This is a genomic window from Pseudomonas sp. Marseille-P9899 (assembly GCF_903166565.1).
Lineage (GTDB): Bacteria > Pseudomonadota > Gammaproteobacteria > Pseudomonadales > Pseudomonadaceae > Aquipseudomonas > Aquipseudomonas huaxiensis.
The window spans coordinates 453084-473331 of the sequence record NZ_CAESCG010000002.1; the positions used below are offsets into that span (position 1 = coordinate 453084).

A 20248-nucleotide genomic window follows, 5' to 3' on the forward strand; every position below is an offset into this window, starting at 1 on the left:
CTTTTTTCTTCAAATGGTTAGCATTCCTGGCAAGTGACTTGACGGTCATTTGCCGCGAGCAGACCGCGCTATTCAGCGGCTGTGCGGAGGTTTAGATGCGCAGGGCAAGGTCGAGTGAGATACTGCGCGTACGAATTTTCCTTACCAACGGTCGTCCATGCTTCAGCGCAAGATCATCCATATCGACTGCGATTGCTTCTACGCGGCTATCGAGATGCGTGACGACCCGCGTCTGGCCGGGCGACCGCTGGCGGTGGGCGGATCGGCGGACCGCCGTGGCGTCATTGCGACCTGCAACTATGAGGCACGCGCTTTCGGGGTGCGCTCGGCGATGTCGTCGCGACATGCCTTGAGCCTTTGTCCCGACCTGCTGATCGTCAAGCCGCGAATGGATGCTTATAAAGAAGCGTCGCGGGAAATCCATAACGTCTTTCGCGAATACACCGACCTGATCGAGCCCTTGTCCCTGGACGAGGCTTACTTGGATGTCACCGAAAGCCAGCGCTGTTCCGGTTCGGGCACGCTGATCGCCCAAGACATCCGCCGCAAGATTTCGCAGCGCCTGCATATCACCGTCTCGGCGGGAGTCGCGCCGAACAAGTTCCTCGCCCAGATCGCCAGCGACTGGCGCAAGCCCAACGGGCTGTTTGTCATTACGCCGGCAGAGGTGGAGGATTTCGTTTCCGTGCTGCCGGTGAGCAAGCTGCATGGCGTCGGCAAGGTGACCGCCGACAAGCTGCACCGTCTGGGCATCGTTACCTGCGAGGAGCTTCGGCAGTGGGAGCGCCTGGCGTTGGTGCGGGAGTTTGGCGGTTTTGGCGAGCGACTTTATAACCTCGCGCGTGGGCTCGATGAGCGGCCGGTGCAGAACGACAGCCGGCGTCAGTCTGTCAGTGTGGAAAACACCTACGACCATGATCTGCCTGATCTGGCCAGTTGCCTGGAGAAGTTGCCGGAGTTGCTCGAGTCGCTGAACGGCCGGATGGCGCGCATCGATAGCAGCTATCGCCCTGGCAAACCGTTCGTGAAGGTCAAATTCCATGATTTCAGCCAGACCACGCTCGAGCAGGCCGGGGCAGGGCGGGACTTGGAAAGTTACCAGCAGTTGCTCAGTCAGGCGTTTGCCCGGGGCGGGCGGCCTGTCAGGTTGCTGGGTATTGGCGTGCGGCTTCAGGATTTGCGCGGTGCGCATGAGCAATTGGAATTGTTTCCGGCGCCCTGAATAAAAAAAGCACCGACTTGCGACAAGGCCATTCAGTTAACCCTATTGGGGCTGCTTTGCAGCCCTTCGCGAGCAAGCTCGCTCCTACACTGTAGGAGCGAGCTTGCTCGCGAAGGGCCTCAACAGGTTTAACTGACTGACGTAACCGACTTGCGGTGCTTTTTTGCAGGTGGCGAGCTGATCAATGTGCGCCAGGATCCGCAACCAGGCGGCCGGCCTTCTTGGTCAGCGCTTGCAGAAACTCCTGTTGCAGTTCCGGATCGTTGCGGGTCAGCTCGATCAGGCTCTGCTCCAGTTCGCTGGCTTCTTCTTCCAGCCCCAGCTCGGACAGCCGCTTGACGCGGTGTACCCACTGGTTGACGTCGTCATCTTCGAGGTCATCGAAGATCAGGTCATGGGCTTCCGTCAGTTTGCTGCGCAGCGTACTGCTGACCAGCAGGCTGGCGTCGGCGCGAACCGGATTGTCTTCATCGGACACCGACAGATGCAGCGTGCCGATATGGGTGAGGTTCTGCTCGCTGAACGGGCTGTCCAGCAGGTTCAGGCGCAGAACACCGTTACGGTCGGTGGTCAGCTCATGAACCATCTTGCCGGCCTTGACCTCCACCGGGCGCTCGCCCCAGGGCAGGCTGGTGTATTCCTGGCGTTTGTCCTTCTGCACTTCGTCGATACCGGCCAGGTTTTGCTGGGCACGGCCGTTGGACTGCGTGTTCATGAACGGGTTGAGCCCGGCAAAACCGTAGCTGAGCCAGTCATGGGTGATGCTGTCCGGCAGGCTGCCGAGGGCAAAGACGTTCACCACGTTGGCGCCGATACCGGCGACCACCGCCACCGCGCCCAGCGGAATCTCGTAGATTTCGCGCCAGGGTTGGTACGGCGTGTAGCGATCGTAACGTCGGGTCACTTCGAATTCAGTCACTTCGAAGTTCTTCTGTTCATGGATGCGCACACGGCGTTGCGGCAACTCGAGTACCTCGGGTTCCCCCACATCGATCTGCAGGCTGTGCTCGAGCAGCTTGCGCTCGATGCGTTCCTCGTGCTCGCTGCGCTGGGACATCTGGTTGGCGCAGCCGCTCAGGAGCACGGCGCCGCACAAGGCGGCGCCCCCGAGGGTTAAGGTACTTCGTCTGAACATGGCTACTCTTGCGTTGGCTATCAGCGACGAATGCGGGCTTGCAGGAACGATACGACCTCAGCTACCGGCAGGGATTGAGCTTCGCTTTCGGTGCGATGCTTGTACTCCAGTTTGCCTTCAGCCAGGCCGCGATCGCTGACGACGATGCGGTGCGGGATGCCGATCAATTCCATGTCGGCGAACTTGATGCCGGGGCTGGTCTTCTTGTCGCGGTCATCCAGCAGCACTTCGAAGCCGGCGGCGGTCAGTTCGGCATAGAGCTTGTCGGTAGCCGCACGAACTTCCTCGGTCTCATAGCGCAGCGGTACCAGGGCGATCTGGAACGGCGCCAGGGCGTCGCTCCAGATGATGCCTTTGTCGTCATAGTTCTGCTCGATCGCCGCAGCGACCACGCGGGAAACGCCGATGCCGTAGCAGCCCATGGTCAGGGTGACCGGCTTGCCGTTCTCGCCCAGGACCTGGCACTTCAGCGCTTCGCTGTATTTGGTGCCGAGCTGGAAGATATGGCCGACTTCGATGCCGCGCTTGATCTGCAGGGTGCCCTGGCCGTCCGGGCTCGGGTCGCCTTCGACCACATTGCGCAGGTCTGCCACTTCAGGAACCGGCAGGTCGCGTTCCCAGTTCACGCCGAAGTAGTGCTTGTCGTCGATGTTGGCGCCGATGGCGAAGTCGCTCATCAGGGCGACCGAACGGTCGATGACGCAAGGCAGCGGCAGGTTCAGCGGGCCGAGCGAGCCGGCGCCAGCGCCGATGGCGTCGCGCAGTTCGGCTTCGTTGGCCATGACCAGGGGATCGGCCACCTGAGGCAGTTTGGTTGCCTTGATTTCGTTGAGTTCGTGGTCGCCACGGACGACCAGCGCGATCAGCTTGCCTTCTTCCGCCGCGTGGACGATCAGGGTCTTGATGGTGCGCTCGATCGGAACGCCAAAGCCTTCGACCAGTGCGGCGATGGTCTTGGTGTCAGGGGTATCGGCCAGGCGCAGCGCTTCGGTCGGCGCCGGGCGCACGGTTTCCCGTGGGACAGCCTCGGCTTTCTCGATGTTGGCGGCGTAGTCGGAGCTGTCGCTGAAGATCACATCGTCTTCACCGGACTCGGCCAGCACGTGGAACTCGTGGGAGTAGCTGCCACCGATCGAGCCGGTGTCGGCCTGCACCGGGCGGAAGTTCAGGCCCAGGCGGGTGAACACGTTGCAGTACGCCTGGTGCATGCGGTCGTAGGTTTCCTGCAGGGAAGCCTGGTCTGCATGGAAGGAGTAGGCATCCTTCATGATGAATTCGCGGCCGCGCATCAGGCCGAAGCGTGGGCGGATTTCATCGCGGAATTTGGTTTGGATCTGGTACATGTTCAGCGGCAACTGTTTATAGCTGCTCAGCTCGTTGCGGGCCAGATCGGTGATGACTTCTTCATGGGTCGGGCCCACGCAGAACTCACGGTTGTGACGGTCTTTCAGGCGCAGCAGCTCAGGGCCGTACTGCTCCCAGCGACCGGACTCCTGCCACAGCTCGGCTGGCTGGATGGCGGGCATCAGCACTTCCAGGGCGCCAGCGGCATTCATTTCCTCGCGAACCACCGCTTCGACCTTGCGCATGACTCGCAGGCCCATCGGCAGCCAGGTGTACAGGCCGGAGGCGAGCTTGCGGATCATCCCTGCACGCAGCATGAGCTGGTGGCTGATGACGACCGCGTCGGAAGGGGTTTCTTTTTGTGTGGCGAGCAAATATTGACTGGTGCGCATGATAGGCCGTTGTCGGTTGCTTAACTGAAATGACCCCGCATTGTACGGGGGGGAATCCGAGACGTATAGGACGCAGGAAACTGAAACTGCTGTAAGTGGATCACCGGAAAGGAAAAAGCCCGGCGAGGCCGGGCTTTTTCGTGCTGAGGTCTGTTGGCCGTGAGGGCTTACAGGATGCTCAGTGGGTACTCGACGATCAGGCGCAGATCGTTGTTGTCTGGCGCGTAGTCAGCTTCATATGCATCGTTGGCACGGTAAACGGCGTAGCGAACGCGCAGGGACAGGTCTTTGGCTGGGCCTTCTTGCAAGACGTATTTGGTCTCGAAGTTCCATTCGTGTTCCTTGCCCTCGGTGTTCGAGGAGGTTTCGATGTTGTCGCCTTTGATGTAGCGGGTCATGAAGGTCAGGCCCGGTACCCCGTAGGACGCCATGTTCAAGTCGTAGCGAGCTTGAATGGACTTCTCTTCCTTGCCGAGGAAGTCGGAGATCTGGATGGAGTTGGCTACGAAGATGGTGCCGTTACCGTCGACGCCGTAGTTGTAGCCGGTGTCACCGCTGGAGCGTTGGTAGGCCAAGGTGAATTTGTGGGCGCCCAGGCTATAAGCACCAGCGAAGCTCCACAGTTTGTTGTCCAGCTCCCCGTAGCGAGCTTCGCCCTGATCCTTGGAACGGTAGGCGTTGAAGTCGAAGTTCAGCGCTTGTTGATCGCTCAACGGAACGGTCAGGTTCAGGTTGACGTATTGTTTCTTGAAGTATTCTTCGACATCCGATGCAGCAATGGTGCCGGTGAAGGTGTCAGTGAAAGCGTAGGTTGCGCCCGCGATGTTAGCGGCCGTCAGGCCTTTCGTGTTACGGCCGTTGATGCTGTCATGACCCATGCCAGTCTGGGAGCTCAGCGAGGTGAAGCGACCTGCGGTCAGCTCCAGGCCTTTGATTTCCTTGCTGGTAATCAGAGTGCCGCGGGCCAGTTCAGGCAGCAGACGGCTGTCGTCGGTAGCGAAAACAGGGCTGGCGACGAATTGGTCACCATATTTCAGCACGGTGTCGGAGATACGGAATTTGACCGCTGCGCCGGCTTTGCCTTGCGAATCTTCCGGGTGGCCATCGCTATCGTTGCGGAACAGGCCGTTGCCTGCGCTGCTGCTGGTGCGGCCGCTGCCACCGTCGAAACGAACGGAGCCCATCGCGATCACATCGGCACCTACGCCCACTGTACCTTGGGTGAAGCCGGATTCGAATACTCCCAGCAGCGAAGCACCGCTGTCTTCGTTGTAGCCGTTTTCGTAGCCGCTTGCCTTGTCTGGATTGACCCGGTTGCCAGTGCCGTGCTTGAAATCACGGTTCATGTACATGGCGCGGGTTTTCAGGTTAACGGTGCTGTCTTCAACGAAACCCTTGGCTTCTTCCTGCGAAGACGCTACTGCAAACTGCGAGGTGCCTGCCGCTACGGCCAGGGCGATCATGCTCCACTTCATCACGCGCATCGTGATTTGCTCCTTTGGTTTTTAGGAAGATTACTGCTGCCCCACCTGGTTTTTTTATTGGGGCGGCTCTTTCTTGTTTGAGTCGGCGGAATGTATATCACGCTGACTGACGTTGGCGATACTTGCGAAACGAACCTTGCGGGAACTTTATGGTCGTGTCGCAAATAGTTATATCCGTGTCGCAAATTACTTCCCGAGTCAGACGGGTCGTACAACTCCAGCGCTGTTTCGGATTAACCAGGGACTGCGCCTCAAGCGCTAAGTCCTTGATGCCCAAACTCCTTGGTCGCCCGTGCAGCTGTTGTTATTTGTCGCAGTCCACTTGCCTATGCAGGCGGCGTGCCGACCATGCTCAGGGTGAATGCAACAAGCGTGCTCAGATTAGCCAGGTGTTGACGAAATTTTCACTTTTTTCTCGTCAGGGCTGCGAAACGTCCGAAAAACCGGGGCCGAAAGATCCCTTGGCTCTTGGTCAGATAGTTTTTCGATATAAATGAAAAACCGACCTCGAAGTCAGGACGTTACCGTCGCGGGGCTCTGAATGGGTAGTTTGGGGATAAGTGGCGCTCTGATACGGTTCGGCTGGCGCTATTTTGGTGCGAAAAGTAGCGCTCTGTTACCGGCCCCCGGAAACAGGGGCTTCGCCGCACTCTCAAGCGCGGATATCTGGTGCTTTTTCGGTGCTTTGCTGGCCGGTTCGTGCCCCTCACCGCCATCAGGAGTATCCTGCTGCCATTGTCCGCCTGGGCGGATTGCGATGATCAATGAGGAGAATGCCCCTGTGTTTGCTTTGGACCCACGCCTTGAACAAGACACTTTTGCGCTGGGAGATTTTCCTCTTTGCCGTCTTTTACTTAGTAAGGATGCTAACTATCCCTGGTTTATTCTGGTTCCGCGTCGAGCCGGCATCAGCGAAGTATTTCAATTGGATGACAGTGAGCGCGAGCAACTCTGGAAGGAAACCAATTTCCTGAGTGAAACACTCAAGCATTGTTTTGCTGCCGACAAGATGAATGTTGCTGCGTTGGGGAATGTTGTTAGCCAGTTGCATATGCACGTGATTGTTCGTCGGCGGGGCGATGTGGCGTGGCCGGCGCCGGTCTGGGGGAATAAACCTGCAATTGAATATTCGTCTGATCAACTGAGTGAGGTGCGTCAGCGCCTCGGCGCAGTATTGGGCGATGATTTCCGTTTTGTGGAGGCATGAACCATGAGCCTTGAAGCGCGGGTAATGGAGCTGGAAAGCCGTGTGGCCTTTCAGGACGACACCTTGTTGGCCCTGAATGATGTGCTGGTTGACCAGCAGCGGGTGGTCGAGCGGTTGCAACTGCAGATGGCCGCTTTGCTCAAGCGTTATGAAGATGTCATGGGGCAGTACGAAGCCAGCGAAGAGGAAGCGCCTCCGCCGCACTACTGAAGCCATCGGACACAAAAAAAGCCGCGACAGCCCTTGGTGGGTTGTCGCGGCTTTTTTGTGCGCCGTCAGCGGCGAGGTGCTGCGATTACATCTTCAGCCTGCAGGCCTTTGTCGCGATTCATCACCGAGAACTCGACGCGCTGGCCTTCGACCAGGACGCGGTGGCCTTCACCGCGGATTGCCCGGAAATGCACAAAGATATCGTCGCCCGAGTCGCGGGAGATGAAGCCGAAGCCTTTGGAGGTGTTGAACCATTTCACGGTGCCCGTATCGCGGTTGCTCATGTCGTAGTTGGCAGGGGCGGCGCTGCTGCGTGCCCTGGCCTGTTTCATGAGGCCGGCGGTCAGGTGCAGGACCACCGCGAGCAGGGCGCTGGCGAGACCGGCCAGGTTGCCCAGTTCCGGAAGTGCCAGGAGTGCCAGGGCTTGCAGGGCCACGGCCAGTACCAACAGAAGGCTGGCAGCGATCTGCAGATAATGGCGTGCACCTGTGTAGTACTGCGGCACGACCGGTGCGAGGATCAGGTTGAGCAGGCCGAACAGGCCCAGGTAAATGGCATCGGGTTGTTGCAGGTAGGGCGTGATATCGGCCCTGAGGCTTGGAATGAAGGACAGCAGCAAAGCAGCTGCGCCCGTCAAGAGGTGGACGATCTTGAACATGGTGGTTTGGCTCGCATCTTATTAGGCGGATCACAGGAAGAGCTGGGCCCACGGTGCGTGGTGCATGAATAGGCGCAAAAGCGTGGGGGAACCAGCCTATGCGCCATGGCGTTCACAGTCAGCCATGGCGGCACGCCGTCTATTTAACAGCAAAGCCCCGGGCTTCTCAAATCAGCGGGATGCCCGGCCATCGCGGGCTGCAACACTGTGTCGCGGGGGGAAGGCTGCGCGTGGGGAAAACTCTTGATACAGTGGGGCGGTTGCTTGTTGAATCGATAATCAGAGGAAGGAATTTTTTATATGGCAATCGATATCGGAATCAGTCAAGAAGATCGCAAGTCTATTGTCGACGGCCTGTCGCGCCTGCTCTCGGACACTTATGTGCTTTATCTCAAGACGCACAACTTCCACTGGAACGTCACCGGTCCGAGCTTCCGTACATTGCACCTGATGTTCGAAGAGCAATATAACGAACTGGCGTTGGCGGTGGATTCCATTGCCGAACGTATTCGTGCACTGGGCTTCCCGGCGCCGGGTACCTATTCGACTTACGCCCGACTTTCTTCGATCAAGGAACCGGAAGGTGTTCCTTCTTCGGACGATATGATCAAGCAATTGGTCGAAGGTCAGGAAGCCGTGGTGCGTACTGCTCGCGGTCTGTTCCCGCTGCTCGACAAAGTCAGTGACGAACCTACCGCCGACCTGCTGACCCAGCGCATGCAGGTTCACGAGAAAACCGCGTGGATGCTGCGTTCGCTGCTGGAAAACCAGTAAGCCTCACGCCGTCGCCGGGCCTTGCTCGGCGGTGCACTGAGCCCGGCCTCTTTCTGAAAGAGGCCGGGCTTTTTCATGGTGTTCAACTTCAACTTTTCGAGGCAGGGAAATATTTTCTCTGGTTATTCAAGTGGCGTGTTATTGCCGAGTAATCCTACGGCAATAGTGCGGGCGTCTGCTGGTGCTGGATAATTCATCGGCGCTTCATGTCGGGGGCATGCAGAACTGTAGTGCATGTATTCATTTCCCTGTCTTGAAGCGTGGTATTGCAATGTCTCGACGCTTGAATCATGGAGTGCGCCAGGCGGGCGAACTCCAGCGTATCGGTATCGACCCTTTCGAGTCGGACTTCAATATGAAACTTGCTCAGCCGTTATCGCGTTCGGTGCGCTTGAACGGCTTTGCCACCTGTTTGCGTCTCGAGACGATTTACTGGTTAGTGCTTGAGCGTATTGCCCGGGCCAACCACTGCACCGTCAATTCCGTGTTGTCCCATGTCGACCGGGAGGTGCACCTGCGTCACGGCGGTGTGAAAAATTTCAGCGGCCTTGTGCGGGTGATCTGCGTGGTGTTTCTGCTTGACGGGGAAGGCGTTTCGCAAGAGGAGGGCGTGCCTGCGAGGTTGTAGATGAATGGGCGGGGGCGCGACGCGGACTTCTGACCGTTGGTGAAAGCAGGGCTTGCGTCGGGCTGCACAGCCCCGGCTAACCATATATAATCCCGCCTTTTACTGTGCGGCGCGGCCCGCGCAGGGATCAACGAGAAACGCCTCATGCCTCTTTACGACTATCAATGTGCGTCCTGCAGCCACCAGATGGAAGTTCTCCAGAAGATCAGCGCCGCGCCGCTGACCGACTGCCCGGCCTGCCAGAAGCCTGAACTCAAGAAGGTCTTGTCCGCTCCCGGTTTTCGCCTGGGCGGCAACGGCTGGTACGAAACCGATTTCAAGACCGGCGCGAAAAAGAACCTCGCTGGCAGTGGCGACTGAGTTGAACTGAACTGCCCGGGTCTTGCACTATTGACCCTTTCGGGTCGTCAAGGCCTTTACGAATTCACGAATGACGAGAAGCGAAACCACCATCATGATGCGCAGCCACTATTGCGGCCAACTGAACGAGAGCCTGGAAGGTCAGGAAATTACCCTTTGCGGCTGGGTCCATCGTCGTCGCGACCACGGCGGGGTGATTTTCCTCGATATCCGTGACCGCGAAGGCCTGGCTCAGGTTGTTTTCGATCCGGATCGCGCAGACAGCTTCGCCGCCGCCGACCGTGTGCGCAGCGAATATGTGGTGAAAATCACCGGCAAGGTGCGCCTGCGTCCGGCCGGTGCGGTCAACCCGAACATGGCTTCTGGCCAGATCGAAGTGCTCGGCTACGAGCTGGAAGTCCTGAACGAAGCCGAAACCCCGCCGTTCCCGTTGAACGAATTCTCCGACGTTGGCGAAGAAACCCGCCTGCGCTATCGCTTCATCGACCTGCGTCGCCCGGAAATGGCCGACAAGCTGCGTCTGCGTTCGCGCATCACCTCCAGCATCCGTCGTTTCCTCGACGAGAACGGTTTCCTCGACGTCGAAACCCCGATCCTGACCCGTGCCACGCCTGAAGGCGCGCGTGACTACCTGGTGCCGAGCCGCACCCACGCCGGTAGCTTCTTCGCGCTGCCGCAATCGCCGCAGTTGTTCAAGCAGCTGCTGATGGTTGCCGGCTTCGACCGCTACTACCAGATCGCCAAGTGCTTCCGCGACGAAGACCTGCGTGCCGACCGTCAGCCTGAATTCACTCAGATCGACATCGAGACCAGCTTCCTCGACGAGTCCGAGATCATCGGCCTGACCGAAAGCATGATCCGCAAGCTGTTCAAGGAAGTCCTGGACCTGGAGTTCGGCGAGTTCCCGCACATGACTTACGAAGAAGCCATGCGCCGCTACGGTTCCGACAAGCCGGACCTGCGTATCCCGCTGGAACTGGTAGACGTTGCCGACCAGCTCAAGGATGTCGATTTCAAGGTCTTCGCCGGCCCTGCAAACGATCCGAAATGCCGCGTTACCGCCCTGCGTCTGCCAGGCGGCGCCAGCATGCCGCGCAGCAAGATCGACGAGTACACCAAGTTCGTCGGTATCTACGGTGCCCGTGGCCTGGCGTACATCAAGGTCAACGAGCGCGCCAAGGGCGTTGAAGGCCTGCAGTCGCCGATCGTCAAGAACATCCCTGAAGCCAACCTGAACGTGATCCTCGATCGCGTGGGCGCAGTCGACGGCGATATCGTCTTCTTCGGTGCCGACAAGGCCAAGGTCGTCAGCGAAGCGCTGGGCGCACTGCGTATCAAGCTGGGTGGTGACTTCAACCTGTACACCACCCAGTGGGCGCCAATGTGGGTCGTCGACTTCCCGATGTTCGACGAGAACGAAGACGGCAGCTTCAGTGCGCTGCACCACCCGTTCACCGCGCCGAAGTGCACTCCAGAAGAGCTGGAAGCCAACCCGGCCGGCGCTCTGTCCCGCGCTTACGACATGGTCCTCAACGGTACCGAGCTGGGCGGCGGTTCGATCCGTATCCACCGCAAGGAAATGCAGCAGGCGGTCTTCCGTCTGTTGGGTATCGAGGCGGCAGAACAGGAAGAGAAATTCGGCTTCCTGCTCGACGCCCTGAAGTTCGGTGCTCCGCCTCACGGTGGCCTGGCCTTCGGCCTTGATCGCCTGGTGATGCTGATGACCGGCGCCCAGTCGATCCGTGAAGTGATCGCCTTCCCGAAAACCCAGAGCGCCGCATGCGTCATGACCCAGGCACCTGGCCTGGTCGATGCCAAGGCCCTGCGCGAGTTGCATATCCGTCTGCGCGAACAGCCGAAGGCTGAGTAAGCGGACACCGAGGCGCATCCGATTGGATGCGCCTTTGCGTTACGGCACATGATTTAGTGGTTTCTTTCTGCCTGCGCGTGGAAAGAAGTGATGGTGTTTCAAGGATTTCTGGAGTCAGTTATGGCGGGTCATTCCAAGTGGGCGAATATCAAGCACCGCAAAGAGCGCCAGGATGCCAAGAGAGGCAAGATCTTCACCAAGTGGATTCGTGAACTGACCGTCGCCGCCAAACAAGGCGGTGGCGATCCGTCCTCCAACCCGCGTCTGCGCCTGGCCCTGGACAAGGCGCTGAGTGCGAACATGAGTCGCGACATCATCGACCGGGCGGTTGCCCGCGGCGCCGGCACTGCCGAGGCCGACAACGTCGAAGAGCTCAGCTATGAAGGTTATGGTCCGGGTGGCGTGGCCGTCATGGTTGAAGCCATGACCGACAACCGCAACCGTACTGCCGCTGCTGTACGTCATGCGTTCAGCAAATGTGGTGGCAACCTCGGTACCGACGGTTCCGTGGCCTATCTGTTCGAGCGCAAGGGGCAGATCAGCTTTGCTCCTGGCGTCGATGAAGATGCGCTGATGGAGGCGGCGATGGAAGCGGATGCCGATGACGTGGTCAGCAATGACGATGGCTCGTTCGACGTCTTCACCTCGTTCGCCAGCTTCTATGCCGTGCGCAGTGCGCTGGAGGCCGCAGGCTTCAAAGCGGATGACGCGGAAATCGTCATGCAGCCGACCACCAGTGCCGAGCTGGACCTGGACGGTGCGCAGAAGGTGTTGAAACTGATCGATATGCTGGAAGACCTGGACGACGTGCAGAACGTCTACTCCAATGCTGAGATTCCTGACGAGGTCATGGAAAAGCTCGGCTGAGGTTTGCGCCTGGCTTTATTGGAGGCCGGCCCCGTTACCAGGCGCGTAGCGCTTGTGAGGGGGCCGGCTTCTGTTTTTTGACTCGGCGCATTGATGCGCCATTGATCACGCAGGCGTTATGACTCTGATTCTTGGTATCGACCCCGGATCGCGGATTACCGGCTATGGGGTGATTCGTCATTCCGCGCGCGGTTGCGAATACGTGGCGTCGGGCTGCATCCGCACCGGCAGCGGCGAGCTGCCTGAGCGCTTGCAGGTGGTTTTCCGCGGCGTGCGCGAAATCATTCGCCAGCATGGCCCGGTAACCATGGGTATCGAGCGGGTGTTCATGGCCCGCAACGCCGACTCGGCGCTCAAGCTGGGTCAGGCGCGAGGTGCGGCCATCGTGGCCGCGGTGGAGGAGGGGCTGGAAATCGCTGAATACAGCGCCAGCCAGGTCAAGCAGGCCGTTGCCGGCACCGGCGGGGCCAACAAGGAGCAGGTGCAGATGATGGTCGTGCACCTGCTCAAACTGACGCAGAAGCCGCAAATCGACGCCTCCGATGCCCTGGCGATCGCCTTGTGTCATGCCCATACGCGCTCCAGTCTGATTCCTCATGGGCTGGGTGTCGCGCGCAGCCGCAACGGACGCCTGCGTCTCTGATAGCATCCACGCTTTTAAAGTGATCCGTCCGCCGTCGGCCGCCTGATGGCGAGCTGGCTGGCGGATTCGCCGCAAGGCCGGACCGGCCCTGCCGGCACCCATGAGAAAGGACCTGAACGTGATTGGACGTTTACGCGGCACCCTCGCTGAAAAGCAGCCGCCGCACCTGATTATCGACATCAACGGCCTTGGCTATGAGCTGGAAGTGCCGATGACAACGCTCTACCGGCTGCCCAAGGTCGGCGAAACGGTGACCTTGCACACCCATCTGATAGTGCGCGAGGATGCCCACCTGCTGTATGGCTTCCATGAAAAGCGTGAGCGCGAGCTGTTCCGTGAGCTGATCCGTCTCAATGGTGTAGGGCCCAAGCTGGCGCTGGCCTTGATGTCGGGTCTGGAAGTGGACGATCTGATTCGATGCGTTCAGGCTCAGGACACTTCGGCGCTGGTCAAGGTGCCAGGGGTTGGCAAGAAGACCGCCGAGCGTCTGCTGGTCGAACTCAAGGACCGCTTCAAGGCCTGGGAAACCGTGCCGAGCATGTTCCAGCTGGTGCCGAATGGGCCTGCGCCTGTTCCCGTGGCGTCCACCGCCGAGGCCGACGCGGTCAGCGCCCTGATTTCCTTGGGCTATAAACCTCAAGAGGCCAGCCGTGCAGTGGCGGCTGTGGATACCAAGGGCCTGAGCAGCGAAGAACTGATCCGGCGCAGTCTCAAGGGGATGATTTAAGTGATCGAAGCCGACCGTTTGATAACTGCTACCGGCCGCGACCGCGAAGAGGTCCAGGACCGGGCGATTCGTCCGCTGCGGCTGGCCGAGTACATTGGTCAGCCGGTGGTTCGCGAGCAGATGGCCCTGTTCATCCAGGCCGCCCGTGGCCGTAACGAGTCCCTGGATCACACCCTGATCTTCGGTCCTCCGGGGCTGGGCAAGACCACGCTTGCCAACATCATTGCCCAGGAAATGGGCGTCTCGATCAAAAGTACTTCCGGCCCCATTCTTGAGCGCCCCGGCGATCTGGCGGCGTTGCTCACCAACCTTGAACCCCATGATGTGTTGTTTATCGACGAGATCCACCGGTTATCGCCGATCGTCGAAGAAGTCCTGTACCCGGCGATGGAAGACTTCCAGCTGGACATCATGATCGGCGAAGGACCGGCGGCGCGGTCGATCAAGCTGGACCTGCCGCCGTTCACCCTGGTTGGCGCTACCACCCGGGCCGGCATGCTGACCAACCCGCTACGTGACCGCTTCGGTATCGTCCAGCGTCTGGAGTTCTACAACAACGCGGATCTGGCAACCATCGTCAGTCGCTCGGGCGGAATTCTCGGCCTGGAGATCGAAGACGAAGGTGCTTTCGAAATCGCGCGGCGGGCTCGTGGCACGCCGCGTATCGCCAACCGCTTGTTACGCCGGGTGCGTGACTATGCCGAGGTGCGTGGCAAGGGCGATATCACCAAGCCGATCGCGGACATGGCGTTGAACCTGCTGGATGTCGACGAACGTGGCTTCGATCATCAGGACCGGCGTCTGCTACTGACCATGATCGAGAAGTTCGACGGTGGTCCGGTCGGTGTGGACAGCCTGGCGGCCGCGATCAGCGAGGAGCGACACACCATCGAGGACGTGCTTGAGCCTTATCTGATCCAGCAGGGCTACATCATGCGCACGCCTCGGGGCAGGGTGGTTACCCGACATGCATACCTGCACTTTGGGCTGAATATTCCTACGCGAATGACAGAATCATCCGGTAGCACTGATTTTTCTGAACCGAGCGATGAATGACAGATTTATCGGCTGCTTTTGTGGTCCTATCCGCGGACAGGGTCCGGGCGCGCTGGCAATACGACATAATCCGTCAAAAACAGTTGGTGGGGCGGATTGGCAAGCTGAGGAGTTAGCACTAGAGTATGCGCGCGCAAAATGGGGTTGAGCCGTTCGCACATCGTTATCGCGTCTATTACGAAGACACCGATGCGGGTGGCGTGGTGTATTACGTCAATTATCTGAAATTCATGGAACGGGCCCGCACCGAACGGCTGCGCGATCTGGGTTTTGCCCAGTCGTCGCTGGCGCAGCAGAACACGCTGTTCGTGGTCCATTCCGCCGAGGCTCGCTATCACGCGCCGGCCCGTCTGGACGACGAGTTGCGGGTCACCGCGCAAGTGCTTGAATTGAATCGTGCCAGCCTGCGCTTCGTGCAGCAGGTCTGGCGCGAAAGTGACGCAACGCTGCTCTGCGAAGGGCAGTTCCTGGTGGCCTGTGTGCGCGCCGATACTTTCAAACCCCGAGCCATTCCCTCCGAGCTGCGCGCAGCTTTCATCGAGGCGGGTGCCCCGGGTATACATTCAAATGCAGGAGATTAAGCGTGGAAGCTAACGTCGTCGACCATACCTCCATGTGGAGCCTGGTCAGCAATGCCAGCATTGTGGTGCAGCTGGTCATGCTGGTACTGGTTGCCGCATCGGTGACTTCATGGATCATGATTTTTCAGCGCAGCACCATGCTGCGCGCCGGTCGTCGTGCCCTGGAAAGCTTCGAAGAGCGCTTCTGGTCGGGTATCGACCTGTCCAAACTGTATCGTCAAGCGGGTAGCAACCCTGACCCGGATTCGGGCGTCGAGCAGGTGTTCCGTGCCGGCTTCAAGGAGTTTTCCCGTCTGCGTCAGCAGCCAGGTGTCGACCCTGATGCGGTAATGGAAGGTGTCGGTCGTGCCATGCGCGTAGCGATCTCCCGTGAGGAAGAGAAGCTCGAGCAGAGCCTGCCATTCCTTGCGACCGTCGGTTCGACCAGCCCCTACATCGGACTGTTCGGTACCGTCTGGGGGATCATGAACTCCTTCCGCGGTCTGGCTACCGCGCAACAGGCCACCCTGGCCACGGTTGCACCGGGTATCGCTGAAGCGCTGATCGCCACCGCCATCGGCCTGTTCGCGGCAATTCCCGCGGTTATCGCCTACAACCGTTTCGCTGCTCGCAGTGAAGTGCTGATCGGCCGCTACTACACGTTCGCCGACGAGTTCCAGGCCATCCTGCACCGTAAAGTGCACACCAGCGAAGAGTGATCAGGTAAAACCCCATGGCTCGAGTTCGTCAAAAACGCAAGCCGGTCGCCGAGATGAACGTGGTGCCCTACATCGATGTGATGTTGGTACTGCTGGTCATCTTCATGGTGACCGCACCGATGCTTAACCAGGGCGTGAAGGTCGACCTGCCCAAGGTTTCCAGCGAAGCCTTGCCGCAGGACAACAACGTTCAGGTTCTGACCATTTCGATCAAGGCTGACAAGACCTACTTCTGGAACCTTGGCAGCGAAGTCGACACCGAAAAGCAAATGGACAAGGCCATGACCTTGCCGCAAATGACCGACGCGGTGACCAAGATCATCGCTGCCGGGCGCGATCAGGGCAAACAGACCCAGGTCTTCATCCGTGGCGACAAGTCCGTCGACTACGGCGCGGTCATGGGCGCCATGGGCGGGTTGCAGAAGGCCGGTGTCGGTAACGTTGGCCTGATTACCGAGGCGCCCTGATGCAACAGCGAGAGCCATCCGCCTCGGAAAGTTACTTCTGGCCCAGCGTCTGGGCCGTCGCGCTGCACGTTCTGGTGTTCGGCATGCTGTTCGTCAGTTTTGCGTTCACGCCTGAGTTGCCGCCGTCCAAGCCTATCGTTCAGGCAACCCTGTACCAGCTGAAATCCAAGAGTCAGGCCACCACCCAGACCAATCAGAAGATTGCCGGGGAGGCGAAGAAAACGGCTTCGCGCCAGACCGAAGAAGAGCAGATGGAGCAGAAGAAGGTCGAGCAACTGAAGCAGGAAGCTGTGAAAGCTGCGGAACAAAAGAAAGAAGAGGCTGCTCAAAAAGCCGAAGAGGCGCGCGAGGCCGCAGAAGCCAAGAAAGCCGATGAGGCCAAGAAGGCTGACGAGGCGAAGAAAGCCGAGTCTGCGAAAAAGGCCGAAGAAGCGAAAAAGGCTGAAGAGAAGCAACTGGCTGATATCGCCAAGAAGAAAGCCGAAGACGAAGCCAAGAAAAAGGCTGAAGAAGAGGCCAAGAAGGCGGCGGCAGAAGAAGCCAAGAAACAAGCGGCCGAGGATGCCAAGAAGAAGGCTGCCGAGGACGCGAAGAAGAAAGCCGCTGTCGCTGAAGAAGCGAAGAAAAAAGCAGCGGAGGACGCCAAGAAGAAAGCAGCCGCCGATGCAGCCAAGAAAAAGGCTACAGAAGCAGCGCGCAAGGCGGCGGAAGACAAGAAAGCACAGGCACTGGCCGAGCTGTTGTCCGACACTACCGAGCGTCAGCAGGCTCTGGCGGACGAGCAGGGTGACCAGGTGGCCGGTGACTTCGACGACCTGATTCGCGCCCGTGCAGCTGAAGGCTGGGCTCGACCCCCGTCGGCGCGCAAGAACATGACGGTAGTCCTGCAGATTGGCATGTTGCCTGATGGCACCGTTACGACGGTCACCGTTGCCCGCTCCAGCGGCGATGGGCCGTTCGACGCTTCCGCGGTTGCGGCAGTCAAGAACATTGGTCGTTTGACCGAGATGCAGGGTTTGAAACCGAGCGAATTCAATCCTTATCGTTCATTCAAGATGACATTCACACCTGAGGACCTAGCCTTGTGATTAACCTTCTTAGAGGACTGCTGGTCGTTCTCTGCTGCGCAGCAGGGATGGCCAATGCAGAAGAAAAGAACATCCTGGTAACCAGTGGCAGCGATCGAGCCACGCCGATTGCCGTGGTGCCTTTCGGTCTGCAGGGCGGTAGCGTGTTGCCTGAGGACATGGCTGACATCATCAGTAACGACCTGCGCAACTCAGGTTATTACTCGCCGATCCCGCGCCAGAACATGATCAGCCAGCCGAGCCAGGCCAGCGAAGTGATCTTCCGTGACTGGAAAGCGCTGGGTGCCCAGTACGTGATGGTCGGCAGCATCGTGCCATCGGGCGGTCGCCTGCAGGTGCAATATGCGCTGTTCAACGTTGCCACCGAGCAACAGGTGCTGACCGGCAGCGTTTCCGGCAGCGTCGACCAACTGCGCGATATGTCCCACTACATCGCCGACCAGTCGTTCGAAAAACTCACCGGCATCAAGGGCGCATTCTCCACCCGCATGCTCTATGTGACGGCCGAGCGTTTCTCCACCAACAGCACTCGTTACACTTTGCAACGATCTGACTATGACGGCGCGCGCGCCGTGACCTTGCTGCAATCGCGCGAGCCGATCCTGTCGCCGCGTTTTGCACCGGATGGCAAGCGCATCGCGTATGTGTCCTTCGAGCAGCGTCGCCCGCGTATCTTCGTCCAGCACATCGATACGGGTCGTCGTGAGCAGATCACCAACTTCGAAGGTCTCAACGGCGCGCCAGCCTGGTCGCCGGATGGCAACCGCCTGGCCTTCGTGCTGTCGCGCGACGGCAACCCGGAGATCTACGTGATGGACATGGGTTCGCGTCAGATGACCCGCGTCACCAACAGCCCGGCCATCGATACCGAGCCGTTCTTCGGCAAGGATGGCTCGACGCTGTACTTCACGTCGGACCGTGGCGGCAAGCCACAGATCTACAAAACCACTATTGGCAGCGGCAGTGCCGAGCGTGTGACGTTCGTGGGCAACTACAACGCCAACCCGAAACTTTCCGCCGATGAAAAGACCCTGGTCATGATTCATCGTCAGGATGGTTTCACCAACTTCAAAGTGGCGGCGCAGGATTTGCAGCGTGGCAGTGTAAAAATTCTCACAGAGACCAGTCTTGATGAGTCACCCACTGTTGCGCCCAACGGCACCATGCTAATCTACGCCACCCGCCAGCAGGGCCGGGGAGTCTTGATGCTCGTCTCTCTCAACGGACGCGTGAGGCTCCCGCTTCCTACCGCTCAAGGCGAAGTCAGAGAACCGTCCTGGTCCCCTTACCTGAACTGATGCGGCGCTACACGTTTTACTTAACACACTGGGGTTCATTAGGAGTTTCACGATGGAAATGCTGAAGTTTGGTAAGTTTGCTGCGCTGGCTCTGGCCATGGCCGTAGCTGTAGGTTGCTCCTCGAAAGGCGGCGACAACGCTGGCGAAGGCGCTGTTGATCCAAACGCTGGTTACGGCGCTAACACTGGTGCCGTTGACGGCAGCCTGAGCGAAGAAGCTGCTCTGCGCGCAATCACCACCTTCTACTTCGAATACGACAGCTCGGACCTGAAGCCAGAAGCCATGCGCGCTCTGGACGTTCATGCCAAGGACCTGAAAGGCAACGGCGCTCGCGTCGTTCTGGAAGGTAACACCGACGAGCGTGGTACTCGCGAATACAACATGGCTCTGGGCGAGCGTCGTGCCAAGGCCGTTCAGCGCTACCTGGTGCTGCAAGGCGTTTCCCCAGCTCAGCTGGAACTGGTTTCCTACGGCGAAGAGCGTCCAGTTGCCACCGGCAACGACGAGCAGTCCTGGGCTCAGAACCGTCGCGTCGAACTGCGTAAGTAATTCGATATGCGAGCGTGCCGTCGTGCTGTAACCGTCCTGGCTCTCACGCTGCCTCTCATGGCAGCGGCTGAGGTTCCTGTTGTTGATGACAACGCTGGCTATAACGGCGCAAGCAGTTATCCGCCTGCGGGTTACGGTACGAACGGCGCCTATGCCGGGGGAGGGGTTTCGGCCCCTGCCTCTGCACAGGGCCAGCTTTTCATGCAGTTGCAACAAATGCAGGAACAGATAGAGCGTCAACAGAACACTATCGAGATTCTGCAAAACGAAGTTGCACGTCTGAAACAGGAAGGCCTGGAGCGTTACCAGGACCTGGATCGACGTATCTCCAGCGGCGCTGCCCCGGCACCGACCGCGACTCCCGAGAATTCCGCTGACGGTGGTGCTTCTGCGCCGGCCGCCGGCAATACTGCACCGGCCGCCAACCCGCCCGCCGCGAGCAGCGAACCTGGCGATCCAGCGAAGGAAAAGCTCTATTACGACGCTGCCTTCGATCTGATCAAGGCCAAGGATTTCGACAAGGCCAGCCAGGCGTTCAATGCCTTCCTGCGCAAGTACCCCAACAGCCAGTACGCGGGCAACGCCCAGTACTGGTTGGGTGAAGTGAACCTGGCCAAAGGTGACCTGCAAGGCGCCGGCCAGGCATTCGCCAAAGTCAGCCAGTTGTACCCGAAGCACAACAAGGTGCCTGATTCGCTATACAAGCTGGCCGATGTTGAGCGTCGCCTGGGTCATACCGACCGGGTCAAAGGTATTCTTCAGCAGGTGGTGACCCAATATCCGGGCACCTCGGCTGCACAGTTGGCTCAGCGCGACCTGCAGAAGCTCTGATCCGCACGTTTTAAAAGAAACCCGCGCTTGTCGCGGGTTTTTTCGTTAGAATTTGCGCCCTTTTATGAAACACGCTGCTGCGGATAACGCTATGCCGGGTTCGCAGCGGTGCCTGACGGAGGCGGACAGCCTGTTTAGCTGTTACGCCCGTGGCGAC

General features: G+C 59.2%; 22 protein-coding genes. 18 read left to right on the forward strand and 4 right to left on the reverse strand.

What is annotated here, in order from left to right; genetic code table 11:
* Positions 1 to 157: 157 nt before the first annotated feature.
* The gene (dinB, locus tag HWV67_RS11330; protein WP_175651286.1) at positions 158 to 1222 is read left to right on the forward strand and encodes a DNA polymerase IV; all 1065 of its coding nucleotides are present in this window, start codon (positions 158 to 160) and stop codon (positions 1220 to 1222) included.
* Between the two features lie 181 nt (positions 1223 to 1403).
* On the opposite strand, the gene HWV67_RS11335 is transcribed toward dinB, so the two are convergent.
* The 3 genes from HWV67_RS11335 to HWV67_RS11345 form a co-directional block, all read right to left on the reverse strand.
* Positions 1404 to 2357: a hypothetical protein gene (locus HWV67_RS11335; protein ID WP_175651287.1), complete on the reverse strand. Its 954-nt coding sequence runs from the start codon at positions 2355 to 2357 to the stop codon at positions 1404 to 1406.
* A 20-nt stretch (positions 2358 to 2377) separates the two neighbouring features.
* A complete protein-coding gene (locus HWV67_RS11340; protein ID WP_175651288.1) occupies positions 2378 to 4093 on the reverse strand; it encodes a proline--tRNA ligase in 1716 nt (571 codons plus the stop codon).
* A gap of 167 nt (positions 4094 to 4260) precedes the next feature.
* The gene (locus tag HWV67_RS11345) at positions 4261 to 5577 is read right to left on the reverse strand and encodes an OprD family porin (protein ID WP_175651289.1); all 1317 of its coding nucleotides are present in this window, start codon (positions 5575 to 5577) and stop codon (positions 4261 to 4263) included.
* 781 nt (positions 5578 to 6358) lie between these two features.
* Here HWV67_RS11345 and HWV67_RS11350 point away from each other — a divergent pair.
* Positions 6359 to 6784, forward strand: a complete 426-nt coding sequence (locus tag HWV67_RS11350) for an HIT family protein (RefSeq protein ID WP_175651926.1) — start codon at positions 6359 to 6361, stop codon at positions 6782 to 6784.
* A gap of 3 nt (positions 6785 to 6787) precedes the next feature.
* Positions 6788 to 6994 (forward strand): SlyX family protein, encoded by a 207-nt coding sequence (locus HWV67_RS11355; protein ID WP_175651290.1) that lies wholly within the window; start codon positions 6788 to 6790, stop codon positions 6992 to 6994.
* A 65-nt stretch (positions 6995 to 7059) separates the two neighbouring features.
* Here HWV67_RS11355 and HWV67_RS31920 read toward each other — a convergent pair whose 3' ends face one another.
* Complete coding sequence (locus HWV67_RS31920) at positions 7060 to 7653, reverse strand: cold-shock protein (protein WP_095154014.1); 594 nt, start codon at positions 7651 to 7653, stop codon at positions 7060 to 7062.
* Between the two features lie 300 nt (positions 7654 to 7953).
* On the opposite strand from HWV67_RS31920, the gene HWV67_RS11365 reads away from it, so the two are divergent.
* The 15 genes from HWV67_RS11365 (at position 7954) to ybgF (ending at position 20091) form a co-directional block, all read left to right on the forward strand.
* Positions 7954 to 8427 carry a Dps family protein gene (locus HWV67_RS11365; RefSeq protein WP_175651291.1) on the forward strand — a complete coding sequence of 158 codons (474 nt, stop codon included), beginning with the start codon at positions 7954 to 7956 and terminating at the stop codon, positions 8425 to 8427.
* Between the two features lie 271 nt (positions 8428 to 8698).
* Positions 8699 to 9055: a ribbon-helix-helix domain-containing protein gene (locus HWV67_RS11370; protein ID WP_095154012.1), complete on the forward strand. Its 357-nt coding sequence runs from the start codon at positions 8699 to 8701 to the stop codon at positions 9053 to 9055.
* A gap of 144 nt (positions 9056 to 9199) precedes the next feature.
* A complete protein-coding gene (locus tag HWV67_RS11375) occupies positions 9200 to 9415 on the forward strand; it encodes an FmdB family zinc ribbon protein (RefSeq protein ID WP_095154011.1) in 216 nt (71 codons plus the stop codon).
* Positions 9416 to 9509: 94 nt separating this feature from the next.
* Positions 9510 to 11285, forward strand: a complete 1776-nt coding sequence (aspS, locus tag HWV67_RS11380) for an aspartate--tRNA ligase (protein ID WP_175651927.1) — start codon at positions 9510 to 9512, stop codon at positions 11283 to 11285.
* A gap of 120 nt (positions 11286 to 11405) precedes the next feature.
* A complete protein-coding gene (locus tag HWV67_RS11385) occupies positions 11406 to 12152 on the forward strand; it encodes a YebC/PmpR family DNA-binding transcriptional regulator (RefSeq protein ID WP_095154010.1) in 747 nt (248 codons plus the stop codon).
* Between the two features lie 118 nt (positions 12153 to 12270).
* Positions 12271 to 12795 (forward strand): crossover junction endodeoxyribonuclease RuvC, encoded by a 525-nt coding sequence (ruvC, locus tag HWV67_RS11390; RefSeq protein WP_175651292.1) that lies wholly within the window; start codon positions 12271 to 12273, stop codon positions 12793 to 12795.
* 118 nt (positions 12796 to 12913) lie between these two features.
* Entirely contained in the window at positions 12914 to 13522 is a 609-nt protein-coding gene (gene ruvA, locus HWV67_RS11395) for a Holliday junction branch migration protein RuvA (RefSeq protein ID WP_175651293.1), read from the forward strand.
* Positions 13523 to 14578, forward strand: a complete 1056-nt coding sequence (gene ruvB, locus HWV67_RS11400; RefSeq protein ID WP_175651294.1) for a Holliday junction branch migration DNA helicase RuvB — start codon at positions 13523 to 13525, stop codon at positions 14576 to 14578.
* Between the two features lie 125 nt (positions 14579 to 14703).
* Entirely contained in the window at positions 14704 to 15159 is a 456-nt protein-coding gene (gene ybgC / locus HWV67_RS11405) for a tol-pal system-associated acyl-CoA thioesterase (RefSeq protein WP_110968380.1), read from the forward strand.
* Between the two features lie 2 nt (positions 15160 to 15161).
* Positions 15162 to 15857: a protein TolQ gene (tolQ, locus tag HWV67_RS11410; RefSeq protein ID WP_095154006.1), complete on the forward strand. Its 696-nt coding sequence runs from the start codon at positions 15162 to 15164 to the stop codon at positions 15855 to 15857.
* Between the two features lie 14 nt (positions 15858 to 15871).
* On the forward strand, positions 15872 to 16324 hold the full coding sequence (gene tolR, locus HWV67_RS11415) for a protein TolR (RefSeq protein ID WP_095154005.1): 453 nt from the start codon (positions 15872 to 15874) through the stop codon (positions 16322 to 16324).
* Entirely contained in the window at positions 16321 to 17412 is a 1092-nt protein-coding gene (gene tolA / locus HWV67_RS11420) for a cell envelope integrity protein TolA (RefSeq protein WP_095154004.1), read from the forward strand. Before tolR ends, tolA begins: the two co-directional genes overlap by 4 nt.
* Before the next feature lie 47 nt (positions 17413 to 17459).
* Entirely contained in the window at positions 17460 to 18710 is a 1251-nt protein-coding gene (gene tolB, locus HWV67_RS11425; protein ID WP_225422431.1) for a Tol-Pal system beta propeller repeat protein TolB, read from the forward strand.
* A gap of 52 nt (positions 18711 to 18762) precedes the next feature.
* Complete coding sequence (pal, locus tag HWV67_RS11430) at positions 18763 to 19260, forward strand: peptidoglycan-associated lipoprotein Pal (RefSeq protein WP_042121796.1); 498 nt, start codon at positions 18763 to 18765, stop codon at positions 19258 to 19260.
* A gap of 6 nt (positions 19261 to 19266) precedes the next feature.
* Complete coding sequence (gene ybgF / locus HWV67_RS11435; RefSeq protein ID WP_175651296.1) at positions 19267 to 20091, forward strand: tol-pal system protein YbgF; 825 nt, start codon at positions 19267 to 19269, stop codon at positions 20089 to 20091.
* Positions 20092 to 20248 lie beyond the last annotated feature (157 nt).